At 55.8% G+C, this 25,434-nt stretch carries 23 protein-coding genes and 1 pseudogene; 15 read left to right on the top strand and 9 right to left on the bottom strand.

The window, feature by feature from the left end; translation table 11 throughout:
* Nucleotides 1-339 precede the first annotated feature (339 nt).
* The 3 genes from V0Z78_RS17475 to V0Z78_RS17485 all read right to left on the bottom strand — a co-directional run bounded on the left by V0Z78_RS17475 (nucleotide 340) and on the right by V0Z78_RS17485 (nucleotide 2,552).
* On the bottom strand, nucleotides 340-759 hold the full coding sequence (locus tag V0Z78_RS17475; protein ID WP_336345962.1) for a PIN domain-containing protein: 420 nt from the start codon (nucleotides 757-759) through the stop codon (nucleotides 340-342).
* Nucleotides 722-1,075, bottom strand: a complete 354-nt coding sequence (locus V0Z78_RS17480; RefSeq protein WP_336345963.1) for a helix-turn-helix domain-containing protein — start codon at nucleotides 1,073-1,075, stop codon at nucleotides 722-724. Before V0Z78_RS17480 ends, V0Z78_RS17475 begins: the two co-directional genes overlap by 38 nt.
* Before the next feature lie 280 nt (nucleotides 1,076-1,355).
* Nucleotides 1,356-2,552, bottom strand: a complete 1,197-nt coding sequence (locus V0Z78_RS17485; RefSeq protein ID WP_336345964.1) for a Cdc6/Cdc18 family protein — start codon at nucleotides 2,550-2,552, stop codon at nucleotides 1,356-1,358.
* A gap of 1,025 nt (nucleotides 2,553-3,577) precedes the next feature.
* Here V0Z78_RS17485 and V0Z78_RS19235 point away from each other — a divergent pair.
* The 8 genes from V0Z78_RS19235 (at nucleotide 3,578) to V0Z78_RS17520 (ending at nucleotide 10,785) form a co-directional block, all read left to right on the top strand.
* Nucleotides 3,578-3,718 carry a DUF7563 family protein gene (locus tag V0Z78_RS19235; RefSeq protein ID WP_457852014.1) on the top strand — a complete coding sequence of 47 codons (141 nt, stop codon included), beginning with the start codon at nucleotides 3,578-3,580 and terminating at the stop codon, nucleotides 3,716-3,718.
* A gap of 344 nt (nucleotides 3,719-4,062) precedes the next feature.
* Complete coding sequence (locus V0Z78_RS17490; protein ID WP_336345965.1) at nucleotides 4,063-4,266, top strand: hypothetical protein; 204 nt, start codon at nucleotides 4,063-4,065, stop codon at nucleotides 4,264-4,266.
* 218 nt (nucleotides 4,267-4,484) lie between these two features.
* The gene (locus V0Z78_RS17495; protein WP_336345966.1) at nucleotides 4,485-4,745 is read left to right on the top strand and encodes a hypothetical protein; all 261 of its coding nucleotides are present in this window, start codon (nucleotides 4,485-4,487) and stop codon (nucleotides 4,743-4,745) included.
* 444 nt (nucleotides 4,746-5,189) lie between these two features.
* Nucleotides 5,190-6,218, top strand: a complete 1,029-nt coding sequence (locus V0Z78_RS17500) for a Cdc6/Cdc18 family protein (protein WP_336345967.1) — start codon at nucleotides 5,190-5,192, stop codon at nucleotides 6,216-6,218.
* Nucleotides 6,219-6,326: 108 nt separating this feature from the next.
* Nucleotides 6,327-7,016, top strand: a complete 690-nt coding sequence (locus V0Z78_RS17505) for a hypothetical protein (protein WP_336345968.1) — start codon at nucleotides 6,327-6,329, stop codon at nucleotides 7,014-7,016.
* On the top strand, nucleotides 7,003-7,284 hold the full coding sequence (locus V0Z78_RS17510; RefSeq protein ID WP_336345969.1) for a hypothetical protein: 282 nt from the start codon (nucleotides 7,003-7,005) through the stop codon (nucleotides 7,282-7,284). The genes V0Z78_RS17505 and V0Z78_RS17510 overlap by 14 nt, the downstream gene beginning before the upstream one ends.
* Nucleotides 7,285-7,292: 8 nt before the next feature.
* The gene (locus V0Z78_RS17515) at nucleotides 7,293-9,413 is read left to right on the top strand and encodes a type B DNA-directed DNA polymerase (RefSeq protein ID WP_336345970.1); all 2,121 of its coding nucleotides are present in this window, start codon (nucleotides 7,293-7,295) and stop codon (nucleotides 9,411-9,413) included.
* Between the two features lie 484 nt (nucleotides 9,414-9,897).
* Entirely contained in the window at nucleotides 9,898-10,785 is an 888-nt protein-coding gene (locus V0Z78_RS17520; protein ID WP_336345971.1) for a DMT family transporter, read from the top strand.
* A 504-nt stretch (nucleotides 10,786-11,289) separates the two neighbouring features.
* On the opposite strand, the gene V0Z78_RS17525 is transcribed toward V0Z78_RS17520, so the two are convergent.
* Nucleotides 11,290-13,035 carry an SGNH/GDSL hydrolase family protein gene (locus tag V0Z78_RS17525; RefSeq protein ID WP_336345972.1) on the bottom strand — a complete coding sequence of 582 codons (1,746 nt, stop codon included), beginning with the start codon at nucleotides 13,033-13,035 and terminating at the stop codon, nucleotides 11,290-11,292.
* Between the two features lie 174 nt (nucleotides 13,036-13,209).
* Here V0Z78_RS17525 and V0Z78_RS17530 point away from each other — a divergent pair, with 174 nt between their 5' ends.
* From V0Z78_RS17530 to V0Z78_RS17545, 4 genes are all read left to right on the top strand, one after another.
* Entirely contained in the window at nucleotides 13,210-13,485 is a 276-nt protein-coding gene (locus V0Z78_RS17530; protein ID WP_336345973.1) for a hypothetical protein, read from the top strand.
* Nucleotides 13,482-13,616 (top strand): hypothetical protein, encoded by a 135-nt coding sequence (locus V0Z78_RS17535; RefSeq protein ID WP_336345974.1) that lies wholly within the window; start codon nucleotides 13,482-13,484, stop codon nucleotides 13,614-13,616. The genes V0Z78_RS17530 and V0Z78_RS17535 overlap by 4 nt, the downstream gene beginning before the upstream one ends.
* Before the next feature lie 198 nt (nucleotides 13,617-13,814).
* Complete coding sequence (locus tag V0Z78_RS17540; protein WP_336345975.1) at nucleotides 13,815-14,741, top strand: ArsR family transcriptional regulator; 927 nt, start codon at nucleotides 13,815-13,817, stop codon at nucleotides 14,739-14,741.
* Nucleotides 14,738-15,541: a DUF6036 family nucleotidyltransferase gene (locus V0Z78_RS17545; RefSeq protein ID WP_336345976.1), complete on the top strand. Its 804-nt coding sequence runs from the start codon at nucleotides 14,738-14,740 to the stop codon at nucleotides 15,539-15,541. The genes V0Z78_RS17540 and V0Z78_RS17545 overlap by 4 nt, the downstream gene beginning before the upstream one ends.
* Nucleotides 15,542-15,723: 182 nt before the next feature.
* On the opposite strand, the gene V0Z78_RS17550 is transcribed toward V0Z78_RS17545, so the two are convergent.
* Nucleotides 15,724-17,223 carry an amidase gene (locus V0Z78_RS17550; protein ID WP_336345977.1) on the bottom strand — a complete coding sequence of 500 codons (1,500 nt, stop codon included), beginning with the start codon at nucleotides 17,221-17,223 and terminating at the stop codon, nucleotides 15,724-15,726.
* 212 nt (nucleotides 17,224-17,435) lie between these two features.
* Between V0Z78_RS17550 and V0Z78_RS19240 the strand changes: the two are divergent.
* Nucleotides 17,436-17,543, top strand: a pseudogene (locus V0Z78_RS19240) (IS6 family transposase); the annotation flags it as partial.
* Nucleotides 17,544-17,851: 308 nt separating this feature from the next.
* Here V0Z78_RS19240 and V0Z78_RS17560 read toward each other — a convergent pair.
* Nucleotides 17,852-18,808 (bottom strand): alpha/beta fold hydrolase, encoded by a 957-nt coding sequence (locus V0Z78_RS17560; RefSeq protein ID WP_336345978.1) that lies wholly within the window; start codon nucleotides 18,806-18,808, stop codon nucleotides 17,852-17,854.
* 1,010 nt (nucleotides 18,809-19,818) lie between these two features.
* Complete coding sequence (locus V0Z78_RS17565) at nucleotides 19,819-20,388, bottom strand: hypothetical protein (RefSeq protein WP_336345979.1); 570 nt, start codon at nucleotides 20,386-20,388, stop codon at nucleotides 19,819-19,821.
* A 743-nt stretch (nucleotides 20,389-21,131) separates the two neighbouring features.
* On the opposite strand from V0Z78_RS17565, the gene V0Z78_RS17570 reads away from it, so the two are divergent.
* Together V0Z78_RS17570 and V0Z78_RS17575 are read left to right on the top strand one after the other, a co-directional pair.
* Entirely contained in the window at nucleotides 21,132-21,602 is a 471-nt protein-coding gene (locus V0Z78_RS17570; protein ID WP_336345980.1) for a hypothetical protein, read from the top strand.
* A 293-nt stretch (nucleotides 21,603-21,895) separates the two neighbouring features.
* Nucleotides 21,896-22,960 carry a methyltransferase domain-containing protein gene (locus V0Z78_RS17575; RefSeq protein WP_336345981.1) on the top strand — a complete coding sequence of 355 codons (1,065 nt, stop codon included), beginning with the start codon at nucleotides 21,896-21,898 and terminating at the stop codon, nucleotides 22,958-22,960.
* Between the two features lie 17 nt (nucleotides 22,961-22,977).
* Here V0Z78_RS17575 and treF read toward each other — a convergent pair whose 3' ends face one another.
* The gene (treF, locus tag V0Z78_RS17580; protein ID WP_336345982.1) at nucleotides 22,978-24,477 is read right to left on the bottom strand and encodes an alpha,alpha-trehalase TreF; all 1,500 of its coding nucleotides are present in this window, start codon (nucleotides 24,475-24,477) and stop codon (nucleotides 22,978-22,980) included.
* A gap of 296 nt (nucleotides 24,478-24,773) precedes the next feature.
* Nucleotides 24,774-25,424 carry a DUF7509 family protein gene (locus V0Z78_RS17585; RefSeq protein WP_336345983.1) on the bottom strand — a complete coding sequence of 217 codons (651 nt, stop codon included), beginning with the start codon at nucleotides 25,422-25,424 and terminating at the stop codon, nucleotides 24,774-24,776.
* Between the last annotated feature and the right edge of the window lie 10 nt (nucleotides 25,425-25,434).

Genomic DNA, 25,434 nt, shown 5'->3' on the forward strand with positions numbered 1-25,434 from the left:
TACGGAGTGCTGCTGTAATCACCTAATTGTCTGCCTCGCCAGAGCGAGAACTATTCTATTCGCACAACGATGAACACGGGACCTACTGAGGCGGAGATCTCACGAGTACGCGATCGAGACCGCCCTCGTCATGACAGCAAGCGATCTCGAACAGGCATATGCCATGCGCTCGAGCGTGCCGATTCAGGATCGCCTGGAAACGTCCCCTCAAGAATATCGGAGGAGGAAACCTTGTGCAACCGTACCTCGTAAGACGCCGTTGTTGCACAAGGTGCTCTCCTTGAGATCGTTGTTCGGTTTCAACGGAGTCGTCTCGTTAGGTTTGGTTGAGTACTGGCACTAATAGCGTCGAACGTCGAGTCCTTCGACGTGCTCGAAGTGGCTGTCACGGGTAACGATCGTCCCGCTCGCCTCGCGAACTGTCCCAGCGATCAGGACGTCTCCGAGGTTGATCTTCTGACCGAATTTTTCGAGTTCGCCGTCGATAAGTGCGGCCTCGCGAGCCGACAGGAGAGTAAGAGGGAGAGGGTCAGCCCAACTGAGTTGCTCGATCAGGTCGGCGACACCAGCCGCGCCACGAAGACGAGCACCGCCACGTGAGACCTCGAACAAGGCGACCGACGGGATACGGTACTCTCGATTAGGATTCGCTTCGAGGAGAGCTTTCGCGCCCTCAGAAGCCGGCCTGTCCTCGTCGAGGTAATCGATAAGAAAGTTCGTATCAGGACAGTACACGCTCGTCCTCACGCAGGTCCTCATCTAGCTGTTCTCGCGTCTCCTCAACAGCCGCCGAAAGGTCGGTTCCTGTCCAGGAGCCGTAGCCTTTCAGTAGGTCTCGCTCTTTGGAATCGGACGAGGGGATCCACCAGACTCGTGATCGGCTACCAACTTTCTTCGAGACGACCATTCCCTGGTCGGCAAGTTCGTGGAGTTTGTTGAGGGCGGTCGTCCGCGAACAGCTGAGTGCCTCGGCGATCTCAGGAGCGGTTAGTGGCTCATGGGGATCCTCTCGTAAACGGAACTCCTCGAGGACGTCCTCAAGCGTCACCCGTGGTGAGGGACCTGGCTTTGCCATATCGATCTAGATTCACGTGAAGACTATAACCCTTCCCACGTGAATTCAGATGCGATGAAATACGCTCTATACGCCAAATCAATCCGTTATTATTCTATTCACGTAGGAACAGATAGAGCAAACAGTGTCGCAGGAACTAGCTAGGGCTCGGTAGGACTCAAATCAAAATCAGGTTCTCGACGCTACAGAGTGACGATCGCGTAGCACTCTACTACCGTGATCACATGGAGAGAGCGTGAAACGAAAGGGAAGATCCTCAGTCACTGGGTGAGTAGTAGAATCAAGCAGATTGGCAAGCCTCAACAACGATCTCCGGATCATCGACGAGCTCGTTTACAGTGTGAGCACCCTTTCCTTTGCCTCGTCCCTTTCGCTCTTGTTCAATAAGCGAGAGAAATGCAAGTTCGGAGAGGAGATCGCGAACTCGGCGCATCTTCAGCGGTTCAGCACCTTCACGTTCACAGACGATTTGGTAGGCAGAATGAATTTGTTTCGAGGGGATCATCGGTTCATCCTCGGAGGATTCCTGCATTCGAAGGGCAAGTGCCAGCATTAGGTACTTCGAGTGTGTCGGCTGTTTTGAGATGAGCTCCGAAAGTCGAGCCTGTTCTTCACGGTCATGCGCCTCATCAACGTACTCGATACTGACGGTATCGTCACCGTGTTCGTCAGCGATCTCACCAGCGTAGCGAAGAATATCGATTGCTTTGCGAGCATCACCATGTTCGCGAGCAGCAAGTGCTGCGACCTTTGGGATCACGTCTTCATTAAGGACGTCTTCACGGAATGCGTCCGCACGCGACTGGAGGATCGCCTGGAGTTGGGAAGCATCGTAGGGAGGGAACACGAAGTCACGCTCGGAAAGGCTCGATTTTACGCGTTCGTTCAATGTCTCCTTGTAGCGAATCTTGTTGCTGATGCCGATAATCCCGAGCGTGGAATCATCGACTTTGCCCGCCTCTGCTGCACGCGAAAGCTGCATCAGAACGTTATCATCTTCGAGTTTATCGATTTCGTCAAGAATGATAATTCCCACATCGAGGCGAGCATCGAGAATTTTCCAGAGCCGCCGGTAGTAATCAGAGGTACTCACTCCGGAGTGTGGAACGGTCGTCTCCGTCTCCTCGGGATCGTTAAGCGATTCGGCGATGGTCCGAACTGTCTGTGTCTCAGTCGACTCTTGAAAACAATCAACGTACGCGATGGCGACTTTCACACCGTTTTCGGCGGCGGCATCAGCGAGATCACGTGTGATATACTTTGAACAGAGGCTCTTCCCGGTTCCCGTCTTCCCATAAATTAGAACGTTGTTCGGTGTTCCGCCCCGTTGTGCATCCTTGATCGCCTTAGCGAGACTTCGGAGTTCGTCGTCCCGACCAATGATTCGGTCACCTTCAGGAAGGTGACTAACGCGGAGGAGCTCCTTGTCGGCGAAGATCGGATCAGGATCGCCAAAGAATGATTTCGATCCACTCATAGCGGGTATCTCTCAAGGATGGGTAATGAATCTTCGCCTACTACAATGCCGCTGTAAGGGATGTCATGAATTAGGATGAAGAACGAAAACACCACTTTCAGAGGATGTGAGGCGTGGTTATTAGCGGTTCATCGATTTCGGACCCCTCATTGCCGCTGTAAAGAGGGGACACACCCACCCCGGATTGCCGCTGTAAAGAGTCGAGGTAGAACCCCACTCGAAATCAAGCTCGAAGAGGAGATGAGAGGGAACAAGTGAGCCGATCTTCCCATAGAACCGATGATCCAGCTAGAGAGTAAACCCTTCCTTCGACTCTTCGGCGGCAAAAGCAACTGCCGCCTCAGTACGCCAAAAGTGCAGTACGGTAACAAACGACTCCGACCGTCATAAGCCTATGGGTGGATATCAGCTAGATGACTTCTATAGGAGATTTCCTTAATCGCAACTTTCGGGAAACGTCCGGGAGTTTTACAGCGGCAATCCGGGGTGGGAGCATCCATCTCGGAGTCTCTTCATCTCTTCTGAAGCAGATCACGTTTACAGCGGCAACACGGGGTCAACCGATGCTTCGAATCAAGTGTCTCATATCGTAAGCGCGGATTCCTCCATCTACGCCGAAATTTACAGCGGCAATCCGGGGTGGTAGACCGACTTCCGGTTTACTACTTCGATCCCGTTCTCGGAACCTTGTGCAACAACTCGATAGAACGCGAAACGTTGCACAAGGTAACGCCACCGACTGCGCCTTCCTCATTATTTTCAGTACGTTGTAATATTGCTGCCTATGGTCAGATTCGATCGAGAGCGAGCAGCGACCGCCCTGAGCGCGAACCTCGCGGCTTGATTCCTCGTACCTCCGTGAATATCATAGGGACGATCGCGCAGTTCACCGGAACTCCAAGACGGCCTAACCACCCGTCTCACTTCTCAGTCGTCTCTTCGAGATCACTTGAATGAATAATCTACTTTACGATAGGTTATTGGGGATCCAAAAGTTGATGACACAGCTCTAAGAGTATGGTACTATGGCTCACTGTGACGACTGTGGCCAACACGTGACCGCAGATTTCCACCGCGTCTTCGCCGACAATGACGGCGTTCTCTACGGTTGTCCAGCCTGTCTGAGTGCAACAGCAATCAAGGATGGAAAAGCGACTGGCCTCTAATCCTGCAGTAGCGGTTTGGGAAGCCAGAACTCGGGATGAGTGGGTCCCAGTCGCCCTCGACAGCTCCTGAGTCCTGCTTGGTACGGAACCGCATCCTCGCCTCGTATGGATCTTACAAGAGTTCTGCATCTAAACCCTCGTACGATCTGTTCATTTGAGAGGACTACTATCACTTCACACCGATATGTCGGATCGAAAAATCTGATCCCCAGATTGTTTGAAGAGCAATTCACACAGACACTTCTCTTGCCCATCTAGCGAGGAATTTGTAGACTGACCCTCGCACAACGATCGCTCCGGCTTCAGCGGAGTTATCCATAACTCAATCCCCCATCCGAGGTACAGTGTTAGTAGCCACCAGCATCGGCAAAGCAGCGGCCGCATTTGGTGCCAGTATCCTTATCGAGTACCTGTTCTACAGAAACCAGCTGGAGGTGATTATGACCGACGTGATTCGTGGCGCCACAGACCGTCCGGCCATCAGAGCTTCCGGGTTGCTGTTTATGGATTATGCCTGTCTCCTCGTTGAGAACCCCATTCATGAGTAGGGGAGTCTCAGACCAGTGGCTAAATGTCTCACCTTGATATATTCAGACTATTACGTTCTAAAGCGCAGTAAAGACGAGCACCCTCGTTGAATCGACCTGGTCGTTGGGGATGAGACAGACGATCCATGAACCGAGAGACGGAGTCTACTCCTGTGAGTGGTTTCTATCGCAGTGCCAATCTCCCTACTGTTTAGATGATAGCTGCTGTAGTACAGACGATGCCCGAGATTCAATCGGTTGATACCGAGGACGACTATATTCACGTGCGCTTTCGCGATCCCGATCAGTATGAGACGATTCGGACACCTGATTGGGCGAAAGAGCCCGCCGAATCCGTTTCAGAGGGCGCAGAGGTGCGGACCGGTGAGAAGGACGGCAGTGATGACTGGGAAGTCCAAAGCGTTCTGATCAAGAAAAGTGTTGGTGAGGACAAAGCGAAAGAGCAGGCGAAGGAGATCGTTGAGAAGATCCAGTCATAGCAGAGGATCGGGCCCAGGAACTATCTTACATTGGCATTACAGTATGAGAGACAATACGATGGAGCTGCTGAAGGATCACAGTTGCGACTCCTGGGTACCGACTCCGTAGCCACCGCCCCCGTAGCCACCGCAGAAATTGAGGTCGCTTCTCTCGTAATTTGGGGTTGTTCCTCTTCTTCACCAGTAGAAGCGGTTACTGTGGCCTCGGTGAGTTGACGCGCAAGACATCTACTTGCGATTCTCTAAGCGGTGCGATCGAACTCCTCTATGGACTCTCTGTGAATCCTTTATGAGACGTAGTGTCTGAAATACCGATTCGACCATTTCGCGCCGATTACGAGTATCTCGTCGATTGTCGACCGACTTCCTACTAGTACCTGTTCGGAACTTTCGGAAAGACCCCAGTATCGTTTATTACCCTTCATTCGCAATCCATTCTGCAATGTGATCACGGACGCTCGAGTGTTTCAAGATACGTTCGTCCCTGAAGAGGTCGTTCACCGCAATACGGAACTCACACACCTCTCCGGGGTCCTTGCGCCTGTTCTGCATGGAGAGCCTGCTGAAACGGCCGCTATTTTCGGACCGACGGGTGTCGGGAAAACCTGCTGTGCTCGCTACGCTGTCGAACAGCTTCGCGAGAACTCATTCAACGTTCGGACTCAGTACGTCAACTGCTGGCAGGACTACAACCGATATCGGGTGCTCTATCGGCTTCTCGAAGGACTCGATCGAACGCTCGACATCCATCGGCAATCAACGCCCCGCGATGTTCTCTATGATCGCATTCGCGAGGCGAACGACGATCCCTACGTCGTCGTCCTTGATGAGGTCGACCAACTCGAAGAAAAAGACGTCCTCTATGATCTCTACACACTATCTCACATATCTCTGATTCTCATTGCAAACGACGAGCAGGAGTTTTACTCGAACCTCGGCGATCGCCTCTACAGTCGGCTCACCGGCAGCGAGAGGGTCCAATTCGATCCATACTCTCTCGATGAAATCGTTGCCATTCTCGATGCGAGAGCCAATTCGGGGCTTGCAAACGGGGTTGTTTCGCCCGCGCAGATGGAACTGATAGCTGACCGAGCTGCTGGGGACGCTCGCGTTGCAATCGGAATTCTCCGAACGGCCGCTCGCAAAGCTCATCGCGACGGCACTGGGTGTCTCACCACTGAAATCATCGAAGCGGCGGTTCCCGATACTCGCTCGGAGCTTCGACAGAAAACGATCGAACAGCTCTCGCATGATCAACAGATGCTCTACGAGATCATCGAAGAACATGGGGAGACGACACCGGGGACACTCTACGAAGCGTACGAACAGCGCTGTGACGATCCAAAGTCTAGACGGAGCGTTCGGAACTACCTGGGGAAGATGGAACACTACCATCTGATCGATGCCGAGGGCGAAAAGCGAGCCCGGGTCTACCGACTTTCGGAAAGCGCTTTCGGAGCCCAGAATTCCTAATCCGAAAATCGACTGACGACAGCGACGTCAGACGAGAAACAGTCTCTTTTCGGCAGTATCGGTACTGACACGCCTTCACTTATTCCAGTTGTGATACATGATCTTGCCATGGAATCCCATCGACCGAACCGCATTCCGGAATTACCCTCGCTGTCAGGCGGGGTACATCTGCTCGAAAGCGAGTCCGTTCGCGGTCCATTACAGACGCTCGTACTGGATCACGTCCTCACCAATCGTGGACCAGCCTATTGGATCGACACCCACGGCCATGCGACAACCCAACCACTTGCCCGACTCGCACCGGATCCACAGGTACTCGATCGAATTCGCGTTGCTCGTGGGTTCACTACCGTTCAGCACTACGCTCTCACTGAAACGCTCGCCACTGTCGTTGATGGCACTGCCTCGCTGATCGTCTGTCCGGCGGTCGACGGCTTGTATCGCGACGATGGATTTCGAGAGGACGAACGCCAGGCGATGCTCGTCCGGGTTCTCGCAATGGTGTCGGCGTTGGCTCGGGAGTACGATCTTCCAGTGGTGCTCACGCGAACTCAGGGGGATGCGTTCTCTGAGCCCGTGGCCAACGCTGCCGGAGACGTCATCGAGTGCGAACAGACACGCATGGGACCACGATTCTGTAGCAGCACGTTTGAAACGCTCGTTTACCCACTCGGGAACGGGCAAGTTCAGACGACACTTTCCTTCTGGGAGCGGATACTGAAGGCACGACAACCGGTCTATGACACCGCTCAGATCGGCCCGCAGTCTCCGGAGGTGCCTGCCGATGGGACGTACTAATCCGACCTATCGCGACGTTCTACGAGCACTCGACGATCAGTGGTCGGACTATCGACGAGGGCTTCGCCGGGAGGATCAACAGCGCTTCGATCAGCTCTTTGCGTATATTCGCGCCCATGCCGATGCTAGTGGCTATCTCAATCATACGGAACCGTTCTACCCGGCGTTAGTATCGATCGACCTCGAACAGGAGACGCGTCTTGACGAGCTTGAAAGTCGACTTGAGCAGTTAGAAAACGAGACTGACCCATCCAACGATGGGGAGTGACAAGGGCGATGGTCTATAAGATCGACTTCCTCGAGGATGTCTATGAGTGGTCGATCACTCCCGACGGTGCTAGCTACGAGCGAGTGACCGACTACACGCCGACGATTTACGTGACGTATGATGGTCGAGCGGACGATGGACCTCCCGATCTTCGAGAACGCCTTGAGGACTATCCGACAGTGGTTTCGATGGGAACCGAACGCTGGCGTCGGGGCTTTCGCCACGAGCATGAACCCGTCCTTCGGATCGATGTCAGAGGGCTTGATGCTGTCCGCTCGCTTGCCTCCAGGATTCGTCGGCTCGGCCAGCCGGGTGAGTACAAACTCTACAACGTGGACCTCTCACGGGAGTTTCGCTACTGCTTAGAACGTGGCTGTGATCCCACACCGACCCGTGTCCCCTCGGCGCTCTCGATCGATGTTGAACCACCCGCACTCGCGGACCCACCGATCACTGAGATCACGATCGATGAGGAGACCGTGACGGGCTCACCGGCGGCAGTACTGTACGCGATTCAGCGACGACTTCGGCAGCGTGACCCGGATGTTCTGGTACTCTCCTCGGGTGAGCTCATTCCGAGACTCTCTGAAATGGCCGACCAGCACAATGTCAACCTCCGGCTCGGACGACGGTCGGGCTGGCAGCGACTTGCTGGGCGTTCGACCTACGAGAGTTATGGCAGTGTTGGGCACTCCCCGGCTCGATATAACGTTCCGGGCCGGGTGATTATCGATCGCTCGAACACGTTCTTTCACTCCCAGTCAGGGTTGGATGGCTGTCTGGATATGGTCCGTCGGTCGGGGAAACCACTCCAGGAACTCGGGTGGGCGTCGATCGGAAACGTTCTGACCGCGATTCAGATTCGGGAAGCTCGAGATCGGGAAGTGTTAGTGCCGTGGAACTCGTGGCGCCACGAGTTTTTCAAGCAACTCTCGACGTTACACGATGCCGACCGAGGCGGGTACACGTTTGCCCCGGAGGTCGGCTTTCACGAGGACGTCCATGAGCTCGATTTCTCTTCGTTGTACCCGAACATCATCTGCCAGTTCAACGTGAGCCCTGAGACGATCCGGTGTGACTGTCACGCCGATCGAGCAGACGTGCCCGGCGTGGGGTATTCCGTTTGTGATGACCGTGGGTATCTCCCGGATGTGTTACAGCCGTTGATCGACGCCCGTGATGCGATGAAACAAGAGATTCGAGAGATCGACGATCCGGAGCGAATAGCGGCGTTGAAATCCCGATCAAACGCAATCAAGTGGATTCTGGTGAGCTGTTTCGGTTATCAGGGATTCAGTAACGCGAAGTTCGGTCGCATCGAGTGTCACGAAGCGATCAACGCTTATGCTCGCGAGATTCTGCTCGACACCAAAGAGACGTTCGAGGCGAACGGGTGGCATCTCTTGCATGGAATCGTCGATAGCCTCTGGGTGACTGCGATTGACGACCAGGAACAAACACCGCTCGAAGAGCTTGCGGGGACGATTACGAAGCAGGTGGGAATCCGTCTCGAATACGAATCGGCCTTCGAATGGCTTGCACTCGTTCCGTTGCGTGATGGCGATGAGGGTGCACTCACGAAGTACTTCGGCAAAGTAGCTCGTGAGGACACCGAGCACGAGCCGGCGTACAAGTACCGCGGCCTCGAGTGTCGTCAGCGTTCGACCCCAGACTGGATCATGAGTGCCCAACAGGAATTAATCGAGACGTTGGATCAGTACCGTTCACCAACTGCCGTCTGTACACGTCTCCAACGACAGCTCGCGGAACTTCGCTCCGGGCAGGTCGATCCACAGGCGCTTGCAATTGACAACCGTGCTTCGAAGCACGTCGAGGAGTATACGTACGCTACACGAACGGTCGCCGCGCTCAAGCGGGCCCGAGATGGTGGACTCGATCTGCAACCCGGGCAGAACGTTTCATACGTAGTGATCGACGACTCGAAGCGCTCCCGGGATCGTGTCCAACTCGCTCATGAATCGCCCGAACGGTACGACGCCGAATTTTATGCTGACCTGTTGATCCGCGCTGCCGAAAGCGTCTGCTCACCGCTTGGATGGCGACGGGCGGATATCGAGACGTACCTTTCGGAGCATCGAGATAGCACATTAGCTGCCTTTCATCCGTAGCTCGCTACTGTTAGCTGTATTTGTCGACGGTCGTGAGATCGGAGATTAGTATGAATACGACTCAATAAGGATCTCTTCGTAAACTTTCATCTTCGAATACCACCTGTGGTGATTTGACCCATTACTAGTTACTCTAGGAGCGGTGCGAGAGGCGAACCCGAGGCGGCTACTATCATGAGTCGATCAGCGGCGAAACCGGGAACTCATTCACTCTCCGCTTCCATCGAAAGTACGCACCAGGATGTTGATAATCTGAGGTGTACAATAGACATCCGGGCAACCGTGACTAGTTCAAATCTTCTGACTCGCCGTGATCATCTCCAGCACTCTTCTCCTTAGTACTCCATTGAACTGACTCTAAAAATTCAAGCAGGGGGTATGCGGAGTCGTTATTCTCCGCCGTTCCCGGCGAACAGCACGTCCGAACGAGTGTCCGTTGTATAACGATACCAATTGGTAGTGTGATGCTGAGAAACTAGTGTGCATGAGCGGCCACGGCAACTGGCGTCATCTTGATTCCGAACGGGCGGGACTCGTGTTGGTATTTATTTCGGCTATAGGGTTCGGTACGCTCGGCATTTTCGGTATCTACGCCCAACGTGCAAATCTCTCGATTCCAACTGTGCTCGTCTTCCGGTTCGTGTTCGCGACGATCGTCGTATGGGCGTTCCTCGCGTGGAGAGGCCGATTAACACTCCTTCAAGGGCGAGCACTGCTGATTGCACTCGGACTCGGAGCGTTCGGCTACGCGACACAGAGCGGACTCTACTTCGTCGGATTGGAATTTATGACCGCAGGAATGGTCGCCATCGTTCTCTATACGTATCCTGTCTTTGTCGTCATTCTAGCAGTTACCCTGATTGGGGAACGGGTGAGCCGACCGATGCTGGTAGCACTCTGCTTCGCTCTCGGCGGTATCGCACTCGTTACCGGGGCAAATCCTGCGGGTGCATCGCTTGTGGGCGTACTCGTTGTTCTCGGCGCTGCGCTTGCGTACGCCGTTTACATCACGTTCTCGCGAGCGATGCTCATGACGATTGATCCGATGGTCCTGACTGCGTACGTGCTACCGGCTGCTGGCACGTCGTTCATCGTCATCGGCACCGCAAGCGGGGATCTAATGCTTCCCCAGACTCTGTCTGCATGGACGATCCTCCTCTGTATCGGAGTCTTTGCGACTGCGATTCCAGTCGTCGCGTTCTTTACCGGACTCAAGCAGATCGGCGCCAGCCGAGCTGGGATCATAAGCACTGCTGAACCCCCTGTCACAGTTGCGCTCGGTGCAGTACTATTCGCCGAACCAGTCACGGCGGCAACGGTTATCGGTGGTGTTCTCATCCTAATTGGTGTCATTGTACTCGAACGAAAATGATAAAATCGTGTCAAGAACCACATTGATAATCGTAGTGTGTTAGAGTAGGAGACGAGTTCGCGAATAAGACCGTTCAGCTAGCGGTCCTAGGCGCGGACGCCGTTGTAGACGATCCCTACACGGATGACCCTGCAATCACCGCACGGATACACTCCAGCGCTTTCATTCAAAAGCGGCGCTTTGGGAAATCGACGGCGACTCCTCCTCCATGTACCTCATAGGTGATGTCGCTGGGCTTTGTGACCTTGACCTGCATTCGTGCACGTGTTACCCCTGCTTTACCGACTGTCAGTTTTTTGTATCCTTCTCCATCCAGTGGCTGCTCTTGGCGTGAATTGCCCAACCATCCAACGCCGTACCGAACCCTGATCCGTGCGCCCGCGGGATTGCGAAAGAACGCCGTTCCCTGTGCGTTCCAGAACTGCTCGAGGGTCACCCAGCTACCGGGTTCGACATGGCATCTCCGAAGCACGGAGTGTGTCGATGATGGTTGTACTTGAGCGGTCATCGACGCTGTCTCCGTTGGTCGGGAACGGAGCCGGACCGACGCCCGGAGTTCGAGCTACCCCGACTACCCCGTCCCTGTCTACGGTCGCCCCGTGTTGGCTGATTCCGGTTACTCGCGTCCGCGTCGCTGTCGCGTTGCCGAGACGTCTTGCCGGTTCGCTTACGGTCTCGTCCCCGATGATCACGAACGCTCCGGTCCCGGTCCCGTCTATTGCCGATCTCACGTTGAAGAGTGGCTGCAATCCGATCAGCGTACACCCGCTGTCCTTTCTGATTAGGATGCATGGTGCCTTGGATATCGCGCTGGTTCCCGTACGATTCCGACACTGTAACGAAGTACCGCTCGTTGCTGCAGTAGCCGTGACCTTCGAACTCCTCCGCGATACCATCGACGTATGTCCAGCCGTGTTTCTCCGCAGCCTCCTTGACTGCCTCGTTGAGCTTCCTGCCCAGTCGCTTGATCTGTTGGGCGTCGCTTTCCGAGATCCGCGGGAGCACGACGCTCGGGATCCCCGTAATTCGTTCGGACAGGTCTAAATTGAACGCACCACACCCATCACCAACGGTGCCGTCGTCACGATCGAAGTGTGCAGTCGGGTACTCCGTGATGAACACCTGCTCGGGATTGAGCTCCTTGATACGCTCGGCGAGCTGGTCGAACTTCGCACGCTCCTTCCCTCTGTCGTGGTTAAGGCCCTTGATCTTCGCTTCGGTTTCCCTGACCGTTTTGGACTGGCTTTTGTCGATTCGGTAGAGGAGCTCTTTGAGACCATCGGCGAAGCCAACGTCGTTACCGCCGATAGACAGTAGTAATGCATCGATTGGCCGATCACCGATCGCTCGCTTCATCTCGTCGAGCTGTCCACCATCCTGCCACTCGTGTTGTGCTCCGAGCAGTCCGGCTTTGATTTCGGCGCCTGAGCTGGCATACGACAGGAAGGTAACGAGGTTGCCTTCAGAGGCGTTTTCGAACTCTTTCGCTGCGAGCGCCGGCCCTGCTTTGAACGATCGGTGGGCCTTTGGCTCTACCCAGATCGGGTCAGATTGTCCTCCGTCTGGAAGCGGGTGGCTGTTCTTATCAGGAACGCCCTGACCCGAGGCGTACGAATCGCCGATCGAGATGATCAGACGGTCTTTGCGGAGCTGAAACGACTTGGTTGCCCGCTCCTCACCTTCCTTCAGCTCAAGCCGCAGATTTGCGCGATATCGTCCGAGTTTGGGTGCGAACACTGTTGCCCCGCAGGCATCAGGGCCGAGGTTCGCGCGACGCCGCGTTCGACTGACGATCTCGCCGGCTTCGTTCTCAAGGGTCCAGTGCCAGGCGACGATATCATCAGGAACCTTCGTTCGGCCACCGATGTTCACGGTGGGGGCGCGCTGTCTCGGTCGTACTGGATCGTCGCCGGGCCGTCGACGTCGGTGCCGCTCTCGTTCGATCTCGTCGATGAGATCTTCAGCCGTTTCCGAATCTACGATCGACTCTAGCCCACCACAAGCACTCACCCCGATCGAATAGCCGTTGGGTGGGTTGACATACGATTCGCGGTAGGCCTGGGCACTTCGATCGTAGTTGTTGATGTCCGGGATCCTGCTCTGGATGCGGACATTGACGGTTGATCGCTTTGATTCGGCGTGATCGTCGTTCCACCGTTCCTTACGTGATCGCCCACGAGTTGCCCGTACACGCTCGTGGGATCGCGATGTATTTACATCTCGATTTTGGTCGCGGTGGCGCTCGCTCATGGTTGTGTCTCCGCTTGTCCCATTTCGATGATAACTGCATCCCTGGTTGTCATGTGCTATCTCCTCTACTGGATAACTTCACGATCAACACTGATCTAGGTAACTAGTGACATTCGTGCAGCCGGTGACCCGATTGCACTCAATGGATGGACACCATGTACTGAACAATGTCATATGACTGTTGAGTTGGCGTCGGCGTTCGACCAAGCCGTGATCGCTCATCTCGAAACCACGAATCTGGACGCAGCGACGTGGGCACGGAATGCGCTCGGTGACAGTCAGTCGATGAGCCCGACCGAGGTCGCTCGCGAAGAAGACGTCGTAGCTGATCCGGACGATGCAGCGGCTATCGAGACCGGTGGGGCTGCGTATGAAGCATGGGTGGCTGACATCGGCTATGATCCTGAGACAACCGATACAGCTGGCGGAGAACTCGAGAAGAGACAATGAAGGTTTACGTCGAATCGAAGGACCAGATCATCGAAAAGCGGACGGATAGTCGTGGACGGGTGACGCTTGGCAGCGAGTTTGCGAACAGAGAGGTTCAGCTGGCGGTGCTCGAAGCCGAGGGTGAGGATTAGAACAGTTCGGTGTTGACTACGTCCCTTGGAAGTTCCACTGATGGGTTTGATGGTTTGTAGGACATCGGTTGTTACCCCGTGTTAACGAATAAGAGCCGCCAATCGATATTTTGTTAGTGAAGTTAGCAGCGTCAACCCGCTCTCGCTGTAACATTACACGCAACTTCTTTATATATTAGTTTCCTACTATGTTACACCATGCTCCGGTGTATCGAGCTTGAGGTTCTTGCCACCGTCGAACGCGGTGACACAATCTCCGAACTCGCGACGAAGCTCGACTACAGCGAGAGCTACCTTTCTCGGGCCGTCGGAGATCTAGTCGAGAAGGGGCTTGTCTACACGGAACGCGACGGCCGCCGAAAACGGGTCATTCCCTCTGATAGCCGGGCCGTCGAAGTCTACCAAGATCTCGTTCGTCAGTACTCCCATATCGATTTCCCCGATCTGTTGACCCGCAAGGCTCTGGAGGTGCTGTACTATCTCGACCAGCCACGAACCGTCACTGAAATCGCCAACCGAAGCGACAACTACCGCAACACCGTCAACCGAGTTCTCAAGCGGTTCCGTGACCGTGGTCTCGTCGGCACGGACGACGGCCGTTACGACTTCAACGGGGAATTCAACCGACTATACGAGTTCGCACGCGAACTAGCCCACCATCTCCACCGACAACGCCTCGAAGCGGTCGCGCCGACCGGAACGATTCTCTGGGAGGATCACGACGAATTTCTCGCCCAGACCGAGACGGAGATCGACGCCGAGAACTTCCACGAAACCGGACTCGCTCGACTCGCGGCGTTCGATCTCCAGTTTCTGCTAACCCGCCACCACTACTACCTCTATTCCGAGGATCTGGAGAGAGTCTCGCCGGCGGAACTCTGTTGTCACACGTTGCTGATTAACGACGACACCCGCCACCGTTCGTACTGTCTACTGTTGCTCAGTCACGCGGATATCGACGAGAGCGCCCTCCAAGAGCGAGCAGCACAATACGGGCTTGAAGACGAGATCGACGTCCTGCTTCGGTACCTCAAGACGGACGGAGAGGTCGACGATGACCGTCTCCCTGAGTGGGACGAGTTCCAGGAGCTGGCGGCTGACTACGAGGTGCAACTATCACAGTGAGACCAACATTCGGACATGAGTACATCGCGAACGAGTTCCAGCGAATCGCGGATGGGCTGTCTGACCCGCTCACGGTCTGCCTAATTGGCGGTGGCGTGATGTCGCTGCGCGACCTCAAAGGCGCGACGAAGGACATCGACCTCGTCGTCGCGGACGGCGACGCGTACGGCCAGCTATGGGCCGTCCTGATGGACCTTGGGTATACGGAGGTACAATCCCTGGACGCTGATTATCGGGCGCTAGGCGCGACCAGCTGCGTCGAGAACGACGATGGGTGTCGCCTCGATATCTTCCACCAGCAGGTCGCGAACAAGCTCATTCTGACCAACGGAATGCGCGAGCGCAGCAAGCCGTTCCTCGACACGGACCGATTGACGGTGCGGCTGGTCAGCAACGAGGATATCTTTCTGTTCAAGCTGATCGCGGGTCGGAACGACGATATCGAGGACATGAATGTGCTCGTACAGGCTGGCCTTGACTACGATGTCGTCCGAGATGCACTCGAAGCACAGATCGACTGGCTCGGCGACGATCAGTTTGTTACCTTCGCGAACGAGGCCTTGGTGGACCTAGAGGAGCGGTACGGGGTGACCACGCTGGTCGAGGACCGTGTCCAAGCGCTGACGAACAGGTACTATCGGGGACTCGAAGTGCTTCAGATACTCAATGAACCGACGACTGCTGACGAACTCGCGACCGATTTGGATCTGGATGTCGCTGACGTTCGCGAACGGATCGCGTATCTTAAAGAATTCGACCGAGTACACCAGGATGGCCAAACAGTCCGTCCGGCGGAGTAGTCCGACCTCCCCTCCTCCTCTGCAGGACGTCGACCATCCGGTCGAGGAACACGTCCCGTTTGATTTCGTGATCCACCACGTTCATCGAGTATATCAAGTCACCTACACGCATGACAGGATCGTAGAGATCGACTTCCGGCCGGTCGTGCTTGCGGCCTTCGAGAATTCCGTCGGGCTAAGCGTTAATTTGCATCCAGTGAAGGTGCTATCTCAGGTGGTTGCCTGGTATCTGTCACCTGTTCGTAGGCATACGCCATTTCGATGAGTTGATGTTCATGATACGGTTTCCCGAGAAGCTCAACTCCTACCGGGAGGCCCGTGTCGGTCATCCCTCCGGGAATTGAGATCGCGGGGCACTGCGTTTGTGCCCCAATTGGGGTATTTGTTGGGAAGTTCGCTGTTGTATATCGCTCACGGAGATCCGACATCGTTGGTGGCACTACCTGTACATCCGGAAATACGATCGCATCAAGATCGTTAGCGGCGAACGTCTCCAAGACGTCACGCCGAAACGACTCTTGGCCGAGTGAACTACGCCAAAAATCGAGTTCTTCTTCCGGATCAGCTGTCATCTCAGCGATCGCCTTGAGGAGACCTAGATCCTCATGATATGCTCCCGCTTCGTAGAGTTCTCCCACAGAATCATATGGAATCGCCTCGCGTTCTGCGAGAAATTCATTGAGATACAGTGTCGCATAGTAGGTATATACTGTTGTCTCCTCGATCTGCTCTGTAATATTAGGAATCGCTACCGGATCGACTAGTTCGGCGCCTGCCTCAGCCATCCTGTTGAGTGCCGTGTCGACGACATCGTTTACCGGTGCTGCTCGAGGGTTATCGTCCGATTCAAACGCCTCACGCAATACGCCGATACGGACGCCATTGAGTCCCTCCTCGTTGAGACAGTCCGTATACGAATCGATATCCGTTTGTGCTACGGCACCAGTCCAGGAATCCTCTGGATCGTATCCGACGAGAACATCTAAAAGATACGTCATATCAGTGACTGTTCGTGCCATCGGTCCGGCAGTATCCTGCCGTGGCACGATCGGTGAGAGCCCCGTTCGGCTGATGAGCCCGGTCGTCACACGAATACCGAACAGGTTGCAGTTCGCTGATGGAACACGAATCGAGCCACCAGTGTCTTCACCGACACCGATCGTCCCGAGGTTGGCAGCGACACCAGCCCCGGTCCCAGCACTGGATCCACCTGGATCCCGATCAAGATCGTATGGGTTCTTCGTTTGTCCGTTGGCCGAAGAGTAACCGAAATACGCGGCAGCCCAATCCGGAAGATTGGTCTTCGCTAGGACGATTGCTCCAGCGTCTTTGAGTTTCGCGACGATGGTCGCATCAGCACTCGGAACATAGTCAACACAAGCCTCGGAGCCAAACGTCGTCGTTATTCCGGCGGTCTCCACTTGGTCTTTAACGAGAACTGGAATGCCATGAAGCGAGCCAACGAATCCATCCGTCTCTAGTCTTTCGTCTAGTTCTGCCGCACGCTCGACTGTATCTTCGTTAATTGTGACGACGCTATTCAATTCGGGACCCTGACGATCATATGCATCAATTCGTGCGAGATAGCGCTCAACGAGTTCTTTGCTCGTAATGTCACCATCTCTCATTGCGTTGTGTATCTCGTCAACGGTTGCTTCTAATAGGTGAAATTGGGTAGCCATCGTGCTATCCGAATCGTCTATTTGTGTATTGTTATAACTTCCCACGCTGAGGAGAACATCTCAACGGCAGCTGTCACAACAGTTGAGAAGGCGATCGAAGCGTGGGTGGCGGACATCGGCTATGATCCCGCAACAAGAGGGACTGCGTCCACGCCGGATGGCTACGTCGAGGAGTTCCGGATAGGCCGGTCTCTGTTCCTTCAGGTGGCTGGATCGAACGTGTCTTTTGCGAAGCAAAATGACGAACTAACCAGTTTTCAAACCGTTTCAGTCACGCTAGGGCTGATACCGTCGAAAACTGGCTGCAACCGTTCGCATAGACTCAGCTTATCTGAAGACTGTCGAGCCAACAATTAAGTGTGGTTTCTTCTATATCGCGTACTGTGTTAACTGTTACCACACTTTCTCGGCAGGAGGGAAGAACGTTACCAAACCGCCACCTCTGTTCAAAAGGCGGAGCTTGATACCATGGGCTGAGTGAAAATGTCTGCAAGATACGCGTCTGTCTTCAGCACGCTACTTCTAATAACGGATAGGTAGGTCCGTAGAGCTGTACAAGATACAGAGGGTATATTCACCACAACGCTTTGGTTCTTCTAGACGGGTTGTGCTGAACCAGTCGCGTGTCTCAGTTTGTCACCGGGGGTTCCGTATCCGTAACCCGCGCGACGAACTCCGCGAGTTCGGTGTTGAACTTCTCTGGCTCCTCCCAGAACGGGCTGTGGCCACTCTCAGCGAACGTCACGAGGTCCGAATCCGGAATCTGTTCGTGCATCCATTCGCCCAGCGGCCCGGGGAAGACCGCGCTGTGCTCCCCGTAGAGGAGCAGTGTTGGAACATCAATCCTCGGAAGGTGGTCCCGGAAGTCCTTCGGAACCAGGTCGTTCAGCATGGCCGTTGCAACCGAGGTTGGTGTCAGTGTCGTCCGGGCGTACATCTCAGCAAGCCGCTCCTCCGAGCGGGGCTCAGCGAAGAAGGCCTGAATGATTGGCTTGGCCGTCTCGGACCGGTTCGATTCGAGACCTCCCACTAGTTCAGCGAGACCTTCCTCGGAGAACTCGCCCAAGAGAGCGAACTCCCAACCGTCCTCCGAGTAGAACTTCGGTGTCTGATCGACGAGGCCGATTGCCCGGACGCGCCTGTTACCACACCTCTCTAGATAGGTCAATATGATCGGAACACCCATCGACCAGCCGACGAGCGTCACGTCCTCGATATCGAGCGACCCCATGAGGAAATCGAGATCATCCGCGTACCCCGAGAGTGTATGGCCGTCGTCTGTTTTCCCGGAGAGTCCATGGCCCCGGAGGTCGTAGGTGACGACGTGGTGATTCTCGGCGAGCGCATCAACGTTCTTCTGCCACCAGTACTCCGAGTCACACGTCCAGCCGTGGATGAGCACGATCGTCTCGCCCTCGCCGCGTTCGGTATAATATAACGGTACGCCATCCGGTGTTTCGATATACGTGCCACCAGTCACGTCTCCGTACTCGCCGTCGATATCGCCGTTATCTACGTGTTCAGTGGCAGCCGCAGTACCGGTTAGCGCGCCACCACTCATGGTAAGTATGCCGGCCGCCTTCATGAGGCTACGCCGGTTTACACCATAGAGACTCTCTCTCCGATTCTCAGGTTGCGTTCCTAATGGGTCGTCTTCTGTCATTGTCTTCTGAACTTTCGCATGTGCCTTGTCCCATATTGGGAGGAGCTGTAATTCGGTCACTTCGATCGGTCTTCACTGCGATGTGGAAGAAAACACACTCAGTGAGTCTTAGTCGCTGCTTCTCCCCCACCACCTGAGTATTATCAACGCACTCATAGATATAGGTATGGTATGGTGTATCATACTACGTAGATGTCGTTCTTTTTTTGTATCGACCGACTACCAGTCCTCTCTGACTAAATGTCGGTACTGCCGAATAGAGGGCGCGTATTCCCCACGAACATCACATGGCATCCGACAGTTGTAAACACCAAACCCGGCGTCAGCCCGGCTCATTGACTCAGTTGGATAGTTGCTTTGCGTAATTCTCGCACCGTCCGCGTGTTCTTACAGCGATCCGCCCCTAAAGCGGGGTGGATCTCTGCTCCGTCACAGCGCGTTGCGAGCGGTTTCTCAGCAGTCCGGCGGTTCGACGGGGGTCAACGGGGGCTCACCGTCGGACACGTCGAGGATGATGAGGTAGGTCATCGCTGGCTCGGGCTCACTTGCGTTCCCCACGGGATCGGCGTGCCTCCCGGTAGCGACGAACGCCCCGCCTGCCGCATCGGTGCGAGTGACTACTCGTCTTGCTCATCGAAGGTGACGTCGGCTTCGCCTTCGACGGCGATGACGAGGGCAGCCCCTGCTCAATGTGCCAAGCCGAAGAGAATACAGTAGCTGAATCTCCGAACTCATTCACCGAGATGCCTATTCTCAAAGCGGAAATTCAGTATAGACGTTGGCAGTCTCTCACCAGAGGTCTATAACTGGATATCTGTGCTCCTTCTCGCAACTTTGAGAGCACTGAACGTCTTAAGTCCACCAATTCGTAGGACTACTGATAATCCTATGACGAAATCGAAGGGAATTTTCCACGTTGTGACACGGACGAATTACTGAGGGGTCGCTTTGCCGGTCGAGACCTCACCCCGGTGTGTTCGCAGGTAGTTACCGAAGACGAGCCAGGCGAGACCGTAAAGCAGCATCGGGCCACCCCACGGGTCGGCAAACTCGCCCATCACGTAGCCGGTGAAGGCGATCGTGAACGGAAGGCCGACGGGCAGCGCAGCGACCAAGAGCCACGCGCCGAGCCGAGGAACCGTCGCCTCGTCGCTACGCAGGGTCGCGACGCCGAAGACGAACGCTCCAATCATCGCGACGAGCAGTCCGAGCAGGAACGCGAAGAACGCAATCTCGGGTCCATAGATGGCCACGGGCAGTCCGACGGCCGCGACGATCCAGCCGGCAGCCATTATCCCGAAACCGGCCTTCGCCAGGGTGCCAAACCAGCGATGTTCGCTCAGATAGAGGGCCGGGAGACCGAGTGCGAGGAGGGCTATCGCAATCACGCCGAGTGGGTCAACGACCGCGAACTGCGCCTCGTTTAGTACGCTATGTAGCGCGATCCCGATGAGTGCCACCAGTCCGCCGCCGATCAGCGCGCCGATCGTGCCGATTCGCATCCACCGGTCGTCATTAATTCCTACCGTCTGTGTTTGTCTGTACTGAACCATCTGTAATCACTCAACCCTCGTCGAGGTCAATGAAAATCGACCCTGTTAGGATCAGTATATATTGTTCTTTCGTGGTATTAAAGATTCCTTTTCCTGAGATCGCATTTCTGGTCCCCTCCTCGCAGAAGGGTTCTACATCCCTCTGTACGATCGGGATGCAAGGCTAGTGATCCTGAAACGAGGCACCGTATCGAAATCCTCGATGGCTGATAGAAATCGTGTGCTGAATACAGGGCGCGAATCTCCCACGAGACTCGGTATCACGTGTGAAGGTGATGATCGGTTAGTGTCGGAAAAGCGATTACTGCCGGGCTATTTAGTACTATGCGGTGTACGATTCCATCTGAAACAGGCACTCGGCGTACCTAATATTGCTTGGATTTACCTGGCATATCAAGTGTTGTATTAATGCCGTTATAAAGCGTGTAGACTAGTGATTCTCGATTAATCTATCGACAGTCAGAGTAACAATGTCAACGTATACTACACAGTACGATGGTGCGGCTGCCGGTTGGTGGACGCCACGGCGAGTACGCACTGGGGGTCTCGCCGCACTTGCCGGCGGAATCCTCCTGTTCGCGTTCTTTACGATCGTAACGGCACTGGAACTGCTAGGTCTCCTCGCACTCTACGGGACCGATCCGGTAGATAACGTCGGTCCACTGTGGTACTACGCCATCGAAGGTTCGCTGGTGATCGTGTGGTCCCTCGTCTTCATCGGCTTCGCGGCGATGCACGTTCGCCTCTCCGGAACGGGGGGACGTCTCCTGCGCGCGGGCACCCTTCTCGCGGTAATCGGGTCGGGGATGGCCGCGGTCGGATTCGCCTTCGCGACCGCCGCACCAGTCGTTGGTGCGATCGAAATCGTCACGCCCGCGAACATCGCTATTGGACTCGGCCTTATGGTCGGCATCAACCTCGGCACATTCCTCATGGGCATCGGGCTCCTGCGAGCGTCAATCGTGTCGAAGCCTTTCGCGGCACTACTGATCGCGGTCCTCCCAGCCACATTGGTCGCGGGACCGATCGGCTCCGCACTGGTGCTCGGACCGGTCGTCAGCCTGATCGGCGTCCTTCCCCTCTGTGCCGCGATCGTGCTCGTCGGCCACTACCTCAGAACGCAGACGCCGGAAGTTATACCGCCGACCGCAGCAACTGCGTGAACTAGTTTTACAACCGCCATACGCATGATTTCAGCCGGTGAAACCACGTTAATGACATCGCTTAAAGATCCAGAGCCTTCAGTCGGCTGACGGGGTAGTCTGCGTATCCAGGCACTTACCGTTCGGATACCGATATAGAGGCTGCATTCAGCACAACAGCTGTAGTTTCTCCAACGCAGACCGGATGAATTGATTGTTAGAATGAGCATGTGGATCTCCCGTCAGAATTCTGACTTTGGTAGTGTTTAACAATGACTATCTCGTATAGAGGAGATAGGCCACGAGGTAACACCATGTCCATCAACGAAGACCGGCTCAAAGAGTTGATCGAAACTGCTACTACAGATATCGGTGCGATCGCGTACGCACCGTTAGCCATCATCGGTGATCGGCTCGGACTCTACGATGCGCTCGCCGAACACGGACCGCTCACGCCACGCGAACTCGCCGACCGGACTGACACCGCTGAGCGGTATGTGCGCGAGTGGCTCGCCGCGAGTGCAGCCAGCGATTACGTGAGCTACGACCCTGAGACGAAGCGCTACAGCCTCTCTCCAGAGCAGGCGCTCCTGCTGGCCGATACGGTCGGTCCGGCATCCCCCCTTGCGGGCCTGTTCCAGATCGCCGTCGCCGCCGGGGGGTCGCTGCCTGACATCGAGACAGCCTTCCGTACCGGTGAAGGCGTCGGGTGGCACGAACACGATGAGGGGGTCTTTGAAGGCATGTCTCGCATCTCCGAATTGGACTTCAAGGAAAACCTCGTCTCCGACTGGATCCCCGCCCTCGAGGGAGTAGACGAGAAACTTCGGGAGGGGGCACGAGTCGCTGACCTCGGGTGTGGCTACGGCGAATCGACGATCACCATGGCACAGGCCTACCCACATTCGACGTTCGTCGGCGTCGATTACCACGAGGGGTCGATCGAAGCGGCACGCGAGCGTGCAGCTGCCGCCGGGGTGGCTGACCAAGTCAGCTTCGAGGTCGCGACTGCCAAGAAGTACACCGGTGCTGAGTACGATCTCGTCACCACATTCGACTGCCTGCATGACATGGGCGATCCAGTCGGTGTTGCAAAACACGTCAGAGAAACGCTCGCTGCCGATGGCACGTGGATGATCGTAGAGCCACTGAGCGGTGATCAGGTTGATGAGAATCTGAATCCGCGTGGGCGGATGTTTTATTCGATGTCCACGATGCTGTGTACGCCAAACGCGCTTGATCAGGAGGGCTCCCACGCGTTGGGCGCACAGGCCGGAGAAGCCCGACTGCGTGAGGTGGTCACTGAGGGCGGATTCACGCAGTTTCGCCGCGCGACCGAGACACCACCGTTCAACATGGTGCTCGAAGCAAAACCGTAGCGGGATCTTTACAACCTCTAGTAGAACAGTGCCGGCAGTGCGAGCGCGACGCCGTTAGTCCACCCAAAGCCAAACTGCAGGGGGTACTCACCACCGCCGCCCACCCCGGAGCCGCCCGTCACATCGTACTTCTCGAGCATCCGCCCAGTCCGATCGAACACCGTCCGGTTGAGGTCGAGCCATCGGCCGGCGATCAGCTCCGCGAGTCGCTCGTGGCCGTACTGATAGAGACCCACGGCCGCCATCCAATGAAGCGGCGCCCACCCATTCGGAGAGTCCCACTGCTCGCCTGACCTCGTGAGCGTTGTCACCAGTCCGCCAGGGTGCAAAAATCGGTCTTCGAGATGGCCCGCGACTGCGGCCGCCTGGTGCTCCGTGGCGATCCCACAGAACAGTGGCACGACTGCCGCGAGTGACCACGTTTCGGTCCGCCGTCCCTCGGACCAGCAATGATCGAAGTAAAAGCCTGCTTCCTCGTCCCAGCAGAGTTCCTCGACCGCGCGTTGCCGTCTCTCGGCGGCCTGAGCGTACCGCTCTGCGCGTTCCCGGTTTCCGAATGCCAGCTCCCACCTCGAGAGCTTGCACTCCATCGCGTAACACAACGCGTTCAGGTCGACCGGAAGTAGTTCCGTCGTTCGAATCGTCGCCAGGTCGTTCTGGTCATCGAGCCACCGGCTGCTGAAGTCCCAGCCGGACTCGCAGGCCGCCCGGACGTCCCGGTAGATCTGTCGGTTCTCCCTTTCCGTTGCCTCCGCGAGGCTGACGTCCTCCCGGTAGGACTCCTCGCGCGGGGCGGCGCGGTCGTCCCAGTGTCGGTTGAGTACGCCGTGATTAGTCCGGACGACGCGACGGGAGGCTGGGTCGGCGTCGGTCACCCCCGCTGAGCCATCCATCCAGAACTCGTACTCGCGTCGCAGTTTCGGGAGGTACGACTGGATCGCTTCGGTCCCGCGTTCACTCTCGAGGACATCGAGGAGGTGGCAGAACATCGGCGGGTGTGATCGGCTCACATAATAGAGGCGGTTTCCGTTCGGGACACAGCCATACTGGTCGATGAGCGCCGCGAAGTTCTCAGCGAGCTCGGCGATGAGGTTGATCCGTCCCGTGACGGCTAATCCGATGGCGGCAAAGTACGTATCCCAGTAGTAGGACTCTCGGAACCGCCCACCGGCGATTATATACCGATGTGGGACGGAAAGCAGCGTGCTCCACTCGCGTTCCTCGCTCGGGTTGCGGATGAGATGCTCCCAGAGCTCGTCGATGTACCATTCCATCGAGATCCGCGAAGGGTCGGCGGCAGTGACGGGATCTTCTGGCAGCGTAAACGATTCGGAGACGAATTCCTCGATATCGAAGTCGGGCCTCTCGCGCTCGCGCTCGAAGCGCTCTCCGATCTCCTCCGGTTCACGGTCGGGAACGGCGTCGACGAACGTCTTCGAGTCCCTGAACGTCCCTGATAGCTGGACCGTCTCGAAGAGCTCGCCGGCGAGTTGGGGGTAGGAGGTGAGCGAGCGCATAGTGGTGGTGTACTACGAGCCCCGGCTTGGTTCTGTCGAGCCCTCTTGGGACGATATCCATTCATCCGATGACATGAGAGTTGCATATGAGGTCTCCGAAGCGGCATGATCGAACACTTCTCTAATCTGACTACGATTTCTGTAAGGTACTATTGGAGCGTAGCCATCCGAAGTAAAGTGTCGTTAGCGACGCAGACTATTGTTCAGGCGGCTGTTCGACCGTTTTAACGATGATATCCACTCCGATCTATACTAAATTAGAGTATTTCTGTGTAAGCAAGTTCCTTGGGCAAATGTTAATCGAGCTGTGGGAGGTCGCCACGTTGTTCTCGTCGTGCGAGATCACGGATGAACAACCGGAGTTGCTGGACGAGATCCTCGCGGTCGTCATACGAGTAGATGCGAGCGTCCCACCGGTCTTGCACTGCAGCAATCATCGCACTCCGGACACCGGATTCGTGGATGAACAGGACTCGTTCTTGATGTGCGGTCGTCGGCGTTGGCTCATCGCGTTGACGAAAGATCGCCTCGAGAACGGATCCCGTTTCGATGCCGACACCGAGGTTATCACCAATCCTCGGGACGATATAGACGACAGCGTTGCTTGCGAGCGCGAATTCGATGCTCTGTGTTGCAGCGTCCATCTCCTCCAGCGGGACGTCGATATCGATGGCCAGAAACGCGTTGACGCCCGGATCAGTTCGGAGTCGATCGCGGGCGTACAACAGGAGATCGAGTACTGCCTCTTGCTGGTCGAGATCGATATCCGATCCGACAAGTGTACCGAAATCCACCGACTCGGGGATCGAACTCAGGGTCTCGTGGTCGTCGTTCTCCGCCGCGTCCAGCAGTGCATCGACGTCGAACGTCTTGTAGGGTCCCATCAGATAGACGAGAAAGCGTGAGTGGGCGAGCTCGCCGAGTTCGCCGATCAGGCGGTCGCGCATTACACCAGCA

Origin of the sequence: Halalkalicoccus sp. CG83 (genome assembly GCF_037081715.1) — an archaeon.
In the GTDB taxonomy this organism is placed as follows: domain Archaea; phylum Halobacteriota; class Halobacteria; order Halobacteriales; family Halalkalicoccaceae; genus Halalkalicoccus; species Halalkalicoccus ordinarius.

Bases quoted from the DNA above. Each gene is read 5' to 3' on its own strand.
- V0Z78_RS17475 (WP_336345962.1), bottom strand. From the start codon at position 759: ATGAGGACCTGCGTGAGGACGAGCGTGTACTGTCCTGATACGAACTTT.
- V0Z78_RS17505 (WP_336345968.1), top strand. From the start codon at position 6,327: ATGGAATCCCATCGACCGAACCGCATTCCGGAATTACCCTCGCTGTCA.
- V0Z78_RS17565 (WP_336345979.1), bottom strand. From the start codon at position 20,388: ATGCGAATCGGCACGATCGGCGCGCTGATCGGCGGCGGACTGGTGGCA.
- treF (WP_336345982.1), bottom strand. From the start codon at position 24,477: ATGCGCTCGCTCACCTCCTACCCCCAACTCGCCGGCGAGCTCTTCGAG.
- V0Z78_RS17535 (WP_336345974.1), top strand. From the start codon at position 13,482: ATGAAGGTTTACGTCGAATCGAAGGACCAGATCATCGAAAAGCGGACG.
- V0Z78_RS17585 (WP_336345983.1), bottom strand. From the start codon at position 25,424: ATGCGCGACCGCCTGATCGGCGAACTCGGCGAGCTCGCCCACTCACGC.
- V0Z78_RS17525 (WP_336345972.1), bottom strand. From the start codon at position 13,035: ATGAGCGAGCGCCACCGCGACCAAAATCGAGATGTAAATACATCGCGA.
- V0Z78_RS17495 (WP_336345966.1), top strand. From the start codon at position 4,485: ATGCCCGAGATTCAATCGGTTGATACCGAGGACGACTATATTCACGTG.
- V0Z78_RS19235 (WP_457852014.1), top strand. From the start codon at position 3,578: ATGGCTCACTGTGACGACTGTGGCCAACACGTGACCGCAGATTTCCAC.
- V0Z78_RS17515 (WP_336345970.1), top strand. From the start codon at position 7,293: ATGGTCTATAAGATCGACTTCCTCGAGGATGTCTATGAGTGGTCGATC.
- V0Z78_RS17550 (WP_336345977.1), bottom strand. From the start codon at position 17,223: ATGGCTACCCAATTTCACCTATTAGAAGCAACCGTTGACGAGATACAC.
- V0Z78_RS17560 (WP_336345978.1), bottom strand. From the start codon at position 18,808: ATGAAGGCGGCCGGCATACTTACCATGAGTGGTGGCGCGCTAACCGGT.
- V0Z78_RS17540 (WP_336345975.1), top strand. From the start codon at position 13,815: ATGCTCCGGTGTATCGAGCTTGAGGTTCTTGCCACCGTCGAACGCGGT.
- V0Z78_RS17485 (WP_336345964.1), bottom strand. From the start codon at position 2,552: ATGAGTGGATCGAAATCATTCTTTGGCGATCCTGATCCGATCTTCGCC.
- V0Z78_RS17520 (WP_336345971.1), top strand. From the start codon at position 9,898: ATGAGCGGCCACGGCAACTGGCGTCATCTTGATTCCGAACGGGCGGGA.
- V0Z78_RS17530 (WP_336345973.1), top strand. From the start codon at position 13,210: ATGACTGTTGAGTTGGCGTCGGCGTTCGACCAAGCCGTGATCGCTCAT.
- V0Z78_RS17510 (WP_336345969.1), top strand. From the start codon at position 7,003: ATGGGACGTACTAATCCGACCTATCGCGACGTTCTACGAGCACTCGAC.
- V0Z78_RS17480 (WP_336345963.1), bottom strand. From the start codon at position 1,075: ATGGCAAAGCCAGGTCCCTCACCACGGGTGACGCTTGAGGACGTCCTC.
- V0Z78_RS17575 (WP_336345981.1), top strand. From the start codon at position 21,896: ATGTCCATCAACGAAGACCGGCTCAAAGAGTTGATCGAAACTGCTACT.